This window comes from Trichocoleus sp. DQ-U1 (genome assembly GCF_039961925.1).
GTDB lineage: Bacteria > Cyanobacteriota > Cyanobacteriia > Cyanobacteriales > FACHB-T130 > FACHB-T130.
Window position 1 is genome coordinate 1 of the sequence record NZ_JAMPKB010000138.1, and the last position, 7,978, is coordinate 7,978.

The following is a 7,978-nucleotide window of genomic DNA, read 5'->3' on the forward strand; positions in this document are numbered from 1 at the left end:
AACTCAAGCAGTATCGAGCGATTGCAACGCGCTACGACAAGCGTGCGGTTAACTTTCTCGGTGCGATTCACCTCGCTGCTACGGTCATCTGGTTGAATTGATGACACGCCCTAACAGGTTCTATAGACATTTTGCTGCGTGCCAAGCGGCAAGGGTATCTAGTTTCAATGTAGCAACCGATTGAACGCATGAAAAATAGAAGTATCCGACTGAGTGAAACGGTCGTCACTTTTGCGCTTGAGCAAGCTGGGGAAAGTGACATATCGCGAACGGTGGTTGGACTGATATTTGCTCGTCCTGCGCCACACTATAGGAAACGAGTATCAACAGCGAATCATGCAGACTCTGGACAAGACTCACCCCAAACTTCAAGAACTCAAAACCCGCCTCACCGAAATCGACGATATTAATTCAGCGTCGTCCCTACTTTACTGGGATCAAGCAACCTATATGCCGCCTGGGGGTGCAGCGGCGAGAGGGCGGCAGATGGCGACTCTGCGGCAAATTGCCCATACTAAGTTTAGCGATCCAGCGATCGCGCAACTGTTGGAAGATTTGCGTCCCTACGAGGAAAGCTTGCCCTACGACTCTGATGAAGCCAGCCTAATTCGTGTTGTCAGACGCAGCTACGAGCGCGCGGTGCGAGTGCCAGCGGATTTTATGGCAAAAATGTCTCTCCACCGAACTCAGTCTTATGGTGCTTGGGCAAAAGCACGTCCGGAAAATAACTTTGCCGCTGTGCAGCCTTATCTGGAAAAAACGCTGGATCTGTGCCGCGACTATGCCAGCTTTTTCTCTGGCTACGAGCATATTGCAGATCCGCTGATTGATGGTGCCGATTACGGGATGAAGGCTTCAACCGTGCGATCGCTCTTTGCGGAACTCCGTCAAGAACTGGTTCCAATTGTAAATGCGATCGCTTCCCAGCCGATTGCCGATGATAGTTGCTTGCACCAAACTTTTCCAGAAGACGAACAGCTAGCGTTTAGCTTAAAGGTGATCGAACAGATTGGGTATGACTTCCAACGGGGACGGCAAGATAAAACCCTGCACCCATTTATGACCAATTTCTCGATTGGGGATGTGCGAATTACTACCCGCGTCAGAGAGAACGATCTGAATGAGGCACTGTTTAGCACCATTCACGAAATGGGACACGCCTTGTATGAGCAAGGGATTAACCCAGAATATGAAGGGACGCCTTTAGCCAGTGGCACCTCATCGGGTGTGCATGAAAGCCAATCACGGCTGTGGGAAAATCAGGTGGGACGCAGTCGCAACTTCTGGAAATTCTGCTATCCGCAACTACAAGCAGCTTTCCCAAATCAACTCAGTAATGTACCCCTGGAGGCATTCTACCGAGCGATTAATAAAGTCGAGCGATCGCTCATCCGTACCGATGCCGATGAAGTCACCTACAACCTGCACGTCATGATCCGCTTTGACTTGGAATTGGCGCTACTCGAAGGCAATCTGGCAGTGCGCGATCTCCCGGAAGCTTGGAACGAACGCTACAGATCGGACTTGGGTGTTGTTCCCCCCAACGACAGTGTTGGCGTCATGCAGGATGTCCATTGGTACACGGGTAGCATCGGCGGAATGTTCCAAGGATATACTCTTGGCAACCTGATGAGCGCCCAGTTTTTTGAAGCTGCACTCAAGGCAAATCCCCAAATTCCTACCGAAATCGAGCAAGGGAAGTTCAGCACTCTACATAATTGGCTGAGAGAGAATATTTACCAACACGGACAGAAATATACCGCCGCTGAAATTATCGAGCGCGTCACTGGCAATTGTTTGAGTATTAATCCCTTGATTCGTTATATTCAGCAAAAATACGGAGAAATTTACGCTTTGTGATACACAACAGCGTGAAAAGAAGCTAGGCTAGGCATAGCCTAGCCGATTCACTCTTAAGAAAGATGAACGGTGAATTAATTTTGGTTTGAGACGTACTCCTTCCACCTTCGGAAGGGCGTCACCAGGAAAAACATTTTGTAGTTTAGTCTTTGTGAATGTTATTGAACTAATCTAGGGAGTTGTCATGTCCGATTTGATTCAGGCTGTTTTAGAGAGTGATGAAAAAATCGATCTGCGCCAATTTGTGAGTGAGTTACGCCAACAGGACAAGTCGTATTTACTGAGAAACGACATTCTCAATGCTTTTTCCGAATACTGCACAAATCACCAAAAGCCTGAACATTTTGACCAATCCTCCCATTTAGGTAAATTAATTTACTACACTCAAGAAATTATTCGGGAGGATGGAAACATCTGTTTGATCGTCCGCCCAACCATTGCTTCTCAAGAAATCTATCGGTTAACGGAAGATTTAATTGTCGAACCAATGACGGTGCAAGAACTGCTGGATGTACGCGATCGCCTGGTGAATCGCTTCCATCCCCAGGAAGGCGACATCCTAGAACTCGATTTTCAGCCGTTTTACGACTATACCCCGACCATTCGCGACCCTAAAAATATTGGTAAGGGGGTACAGTATCTCAACCGTTATTTATCGAGCAAACTCTTTCAAGACCCCGGACAATGGCTGGAGAGCTTGTTTCAATTTTTAAGCGTCCATTCCTATAACAATCTGCAACTGCTGATCAACGGGCGAATTAAATCGCAGCAGCAACTTTCTAGTCGTGTCAAGCAAGCTTTGGGATTTTTGGGCGATCGCCCTTTTGAGCAAAGCTACGATGAATTTCGGTATGATTTGCAAGCAATGGGCTTTGAGCCTGGGTGGGGAAACACCGCCGGACGGGTGCGGGAAACTCTAGAAATTCTTGATGAACTCCTCGACTCCCCCGATCATCAGACTCTAGAAGCTTTTCTCTCCCGGATTCCAATGGTCTTCCGGATTGTCCTCGTGTCTCCCCACGGTTGGTTTGGGCAAGAAGGTGTCTTGGGACGTCCGGATACTGGCGGACAGGTCGTTTACGTCCTCGACCAAGCCAAGAGTCTCGAACAGCAGATGCAAGAAGACCTCTCGCTGGCTGGGTTGGATGTTCTAGGTGTTGAGCCGAAAGTAATTATTCTCTCTCGCTTAATTCCGAATAGCGATGGTACTTTGTGTAACCAACGCTTAGAAAAAGTTCACGGCACAGATAATGCTTGGATTTTGCGAGTGCCTTTGCGAGAGTTTAATCCCAAAGTGACTCAAAACTGGATTTCCCGGTTTGAGTTTTGGCCTTATCTAGAAAGCTATGCCATCGACTCGGAAAAAGAGCTGCTGGCAGAATTTCAAGGTAAGCCCGACTTAATTGTTGGAAATTATTCCGACGGTAATTTGGTGGCATTTTTACTGGCGCGTCGCTTGAAGGTGACTCAATGCAACATTGCCCACGCCTTAGAAAAATCTAAATATCTTTTCAGTAACCTCTACTGGAACGACTTGGAAGAAAAGTATCATTTCTCCCTACAATTCACTGCCGATTTAATTGCGATGAATGCTGCAAATTTCATCATTAGCAGTACTTATCAAGAAATTGTCGGAACGCCGGATAGTGTGGGACAGTATGAATCTTACAAGTGTTTCACGATGCCGGATTTGTACCATGTAGTGAGCGGAGTTGAGCTATTTAGCCCCAAATTCAACGTGGTGCCGCCTGGAGTAAATGAAAATGCTTATTTTCCCTATTCGCGTACCGAAGATCGCATACCGAGCGATCGCGCCCGGATCGAGGAGATGCTCTTTACCCTCGAAGATCCGTCCCAAATTTTAGGGAAATTGGACGATCCGAACAAGCGCCCTCTCTTCTCAATGGCTCGTCTCGACCGAATCAAAAATCTTACCGGATTGGCTGAGTGTTTTGGCAAGAACGAAGCTTTACAAGAACATTGCAACTTAATTTTAGTTGCTGGGAAGTTGCGCGTTGAGGAATCAAGCGATAACGAAGAAAAAGATGAAATTGTTAAGCTTTACCAAATCATTGAAAAGTACAATCTACACGGTAAAATTCGCTGGCTAGGCGTGCGCCTTTCTAAAACCGACTCTGGCGAAATTTATCGGGTGATTGCCGATCGCCAAGGTGTCTTTGTTCAACCAGCGCTGTTTGAAGCTTTTGGTCTGACCATTTTGGAGGCAATGATTTCTGGTTTACCGACATTTGCTACTCAATTCGGTGGCCCGTTAGAGATTATTCAGGATAAGTTTAATGGGTTCTACATTAACCCGACGCATCTTGAAGAAATGGCGGAAAAAATCCTGGAGTTTGTCTCTAAGTGCGACCAAAATCCTAACTACTGGTACGAAATTTCTACACGAGCGATTGATCGAGTTTATAGCACTTATACGTGGAAGATTCACACAACCAAACTTCTATCTTTAGCTCGAATTTACGGCTTCTGGAATTATACTTCCAAGGAGAACCGCGAAGATCTACTGCGTTACATTGAGGCGTTGTTCTATTTAATTTACAAGCCGAGAGCGCAGAAACTGTTGGAACAGCAAATGCAGCGATAGGGAGTTTCTCCTCTTAATAAATTGGATGCTAGGGGGATCTGACGTGATTTGCATTACGTTTCGATCCCTCCAACCCCCAATTTATTGGGAGCTAAGAGAAGGTCGCAGATAACATTCTTAACCAATGTGTCTAGAGTCGGGCTTTTCCTACGCAAGAGAAGGGAAATAGAGCCTGAAGCGATGCCAATCTCACTTCAGGCAAAAGCGAAACAGTATAACTATTGGGGTTCCCAGAAGGTAATTGTTCCGTCAAAATTACCACTAACAAGAGTCTGCCCGTTTGGGGTGAATGCGAGTGAGGAGATAACGTTAAAAGACCCTGTAAGAGGATTGATTACACTACCAGTTTGCAAATCAAATAAATTTAAACTGCCTTCCGATCCGCCTAATGCACTTGCAAGTATTTGATTATTCGGATGCAAAGCAACAGCATTCACGAAAACGGTGCCTGAATCCTTAATCGGTGTAGAGATGAGTTCGCCGGTTTGCAGATTCCAGATTTTGACGATTTGGTTATAAGTCTCGCTGACAAGGGTTTTGCTATCTCGACCAAAAGCGATCGCTCTGACAGCCTCTCCATTGTTGATGGTGCGGATGGGTTTGCCTGACCTAAGATCCCATAGTTGGATCGTACTGTCTTCATTCCCACTAGCGAGAGTTTTTCCATCGGGACTAAAGGCGACCATTAAATTCGACTGAGGAGATCCCTGGAAGCTATAGATCGATTTACCCGTGCGTGCATTCCACACTTCAATCTCTGCGTTCCGTGCAGTCGTGTTCCAGCTACCAATCGCAAGGCGTTCTCCATCTGGGCTAAAGGCGAGAGATTTAACGTACCAATCCCGCGTGATAGTCCGGATTACCTTGCCAGTTTTTAAATTCCACAGTTTTAGCGAGCCATCGTTGGTCGCGCTACTGCTGGCGAGGGTTTGCCCATTAGGACTAATCGCAAGTGCCCAAATGGTGTCAGTATGCCCAGTTAGGGTGCGAATTGGTTGACCCGTTTTCGGATTCCATACTTTGATCGTGCCATCATCGCTACCACTAACCATTAGCTGTCCGTTGGGAGCGATCGCGATCGCTCCCACGCTCCCTGAATGAGCCTCGATGGTGCGAATCGGTCGCACATTTTGCCAAGTGTTGGTGGGTATTTGAGCCGTTAAGGTAGATGGAATGACAGGCGGCTGAGATACTACTTTAAACATAGGCATTGCAGAAACGCCAATCGTTGCCACGACGACCAGCGCCGTGAAAACCTTAGCGGAAATTTGCTGATTTGTCATTTTAGTAAATTGGGAAACAACGCACACTACAAAAATGTGTTGCTTTACACTGAGACGTTGTTGATTTACCTGTGTGCCCAGAATTAAAAAATTTATGTAATGTTGCCGTTGCAAATTTCTTAGAAGTATGCATTCGCGAGGAAAGCGATCGCTCGGACTTTTCCGAATCCGGGAAATTAGCTAGAAGCTATACTCGGTCAAAGTTTAAAGATTAGTTGGAGAAAACTTAGATACCAAAAGCCCCATTCCAGAATCTGTTGTGCTACCGTAATAGGTGAGAATAAATTCGGTTGCAGTGTTTGTTTATAGTATTGATAGGTGTTTTCCTTTTGGTCTTGACAGGCTTCTCTCCGAAATTCAAATCTCTACACCCCCTTGATTTTGGAGACAATCTATGTCTATTTATGTAGGCAATCTATCCTACGAAGTTACGCAAGAAGACCTGACTGGGGTTTTTGCAGAATATGGTTCTGTAAAGCGCGTCCAGCTACCCACTGACCGGGAAACAGGTCGTCTACGTGGCTTTGGTTTCGTAGAAATGGGTACAGAAGCTGAAGAAACAGCTGCCATTGAAGCGCTTGACGGTGCTGAATGGATGGGTCGCGACTTGAAAGTTAACAAGGCGAAGCCCAAAGAAGATAGAGGCCCGTCTGGTGGTGGTGGTCGCGGAAACAACAGCTTTTCTCGCCGCTACTAAGCTTTAGAAACTAAACCTTTTTAGTTTTTCCTTGAAAAGCTGAGACAAAAAGGGCTGAGTAATTTGTAAGCGCAATTAGTTTCAGTTACTCGTATTAAATTTAAAAAGGCTTAAGCATAATGCTTAAGCCTTTTTTTTGCAGGTATGCATCTCAAGTGTGACGATTCAAGATGCACGTCAACGAGCGACATTTATAGCATTGGTCAAGCTAAAAGTTTCCTGGGGAAGCTAAAACTCGCTTCAATGGGTTTAAGCTTTTAGCCCAGATTTTAGTTTTTAGCTATTCAATTTAAAGTCCCTGCGTTCGCCAAATTCGGATGTTTTTGTCATAACTACCCGTTGCAATCGTCTGTCCATCTTGGCTGATAGAGAGGGAATAAATTGCGCTAGAATCACCTGTCAGCGTTGTAATTTGTTTCCCAGTTTTTAGGCTCCAAATTTTAATTGTTCTATCTTCGCTACCACTAGCGAGAAACTGTCCATCCGAACTAATAGCAACTGCATAAACCATGTCTGCATGCCCTCTCAGGCGACCTTTGAGCTGCCATGTGGTCATGTCCCAAAGGTAGATAGTTTTGTCAAAACCCCCACTTATAAGTGTCTGTCCATCTGGGGTAATTGCCAAGGAATGAACCGCATTTGTATGTTTTCTGAGGGTGCGGATGACTTGACCTGTAGAGAGATCCCAAACTTTGATCGTTTTGTCCTCAGAACCACTCACGAGGGTCTGCCCATCTGGGGTAAAGGCAACAACATCAATCCCATTAGCATGACCTGTGAGGCTTAAAATTTGCTCGCCGGAAGTCAGATTCCAAATCTTGATCGTGTCGTCCTTACCCCCACTGGCAATAAACTGCCCGTCAGGACTGAAAACGACCGAATCAATGGAGCTAGAATGCCCCCTGAGAGTGCGGATGACTTGACCTGTAGCAAGATTCCAGATTTTGATTGTATTATCCTGAGATCCGCTAGCAAGAAGCTGCCCATTGGGGCTATATGCAATTGTGAAAATTGGTTTGAAATGCCCGGTAAGGGTGCCAATTTCTTGTCCGCTGGAAAGATTCCAAAGTTTGATCGTGTTGTCAGAACTGCCACTGGCTAAAGTTGTTCCATCGGGACTGATGGCGACAGCATTTACCCAATTTGAATGCCCTCTGAGGGTGCGTTCTAGTTGAGCGTTTTCCCAAGCGTTTAAGTTCGCTACTGCAACAGAAGCATCGATTGGAGCTGCGTATGCCTTGATGTTGCTGGGTGGAATTATAACGCTCGTAGCCATCACTGTGGCGATCGCGCCTATCGTACCGACTAAAGTCCTAGTTTGAGCAGAAAACATAAAAATAACAGACGAATGGGAAGAAATTTTGCACATCTGCTGAAATATGGGCAGTAATTGCAGAATTTTACAGGTCGTTTCTTAATATAACCTCAGTTCGGGTTAAGCTGATTGAACCAAAGCCCACTCTAAACGGAGTGATGGTTTCTTGGGTTGATGACAGTAAGCAATTAAACCACACAAGATATTGACCATAAAAT

The 7,978-nt window shown here is 45.8% G+C and carries 5 protein-coding genes and 2 pseudogenes; 4 read left to right on the top strand and 3 right to left on the bottom strand.

The window, feature by feature from the left end; genetic code table 11:
- The 3 genes and pseudogenes from NDI34_RS27165 to NDI34_RS27175 form a co-directional block, all read left to right on the top strand.
- Positions 1 to 101, top strand: a pseudogene (locus NDI34_RS27165) (IS5/IS1182 family transposase); the annotation flags it as partial.
- A gap of 235 nt (positions 102 to 336) precedes the next feature.
- Positions 337 to 1,860 (top strand): carboxypeptidase M32, encoded by a 1,524-nt coding sequence (locus tag NDI34_RS27170; protein WP_190985494.1) that lies wholly within the window; start codon positions 337 to 339, stop codon positions 1,858 to 1,860.
- 184 nt (positions 1,861 to 2,044) lie between these two features.
- Positions 2,045 to 4,465 (top strand): sucrose synthase, encoded by a 2,421-nt coding sequence (locus NDI34_RS27175; protein WP_348234387.1) that lies wholly within the window; start codon positions 2,045 to 2,047, stop codon positions 4,463 to 4,465.
- Positions 4,466 to 4,683: 218 nt separating this feature from the next.
- Here NDI34_RS27175 and NDI34_RS27180 read toward each other — a convergent pair whose 3' ends face one another.
- Positions 4,684 to 5,748, bottom strand: a complete 1,065-nt coding sequence (locus NDI34_RS27180) for a WD40 repeat domain-containing protein (protein WP_190985493.1) — start codon at positions 5,746 to 5,748, stop codon at positions 4,684 to 4,686.
- Positions 5,749 to 6,142: 394 nt separating this feature from the next.
- On the opposite strand from NDI34_RS27180, the gene NDI34_RS27185 reads away from it, so the two are divergent.
- Complete coding sequence (locus tag NDI34_RS27185) at positions 6,143 to 6,445, top strand: RNA-binding protein (protein WP_190410814.1); 303 nt, start codon at positions 6,143 to 6,145, stop codon at positions 6,443 to 6,445.
- A gap of 289 nt (positions 6,446 to 6,734) precedes the next feature.
- Here the strand turns inward: NDI34_RS27185 and NDI34_RS27190 are convergent, their stop codons facing one another.
- Positions 6,735 to 7,778, bottom strand: a complete 1,044-nt coding sequence (locus NDI34_RS27190) for a WD40 repeat domain-containing protein (RefSeq protein ID WP_242037429.1) — start codon at positions 7,776 to 7,778, stop codon at positions 6,735 to 6,737.
- A 102-nt stretch (positions 7,779 to 7,880) separates the two neighbouring features.
- Positions 7,881 to 7,978, bottom strand: a pseudogene (locus NDI34_RS27195) (IS982 family transposase); the annotation flags it as partial.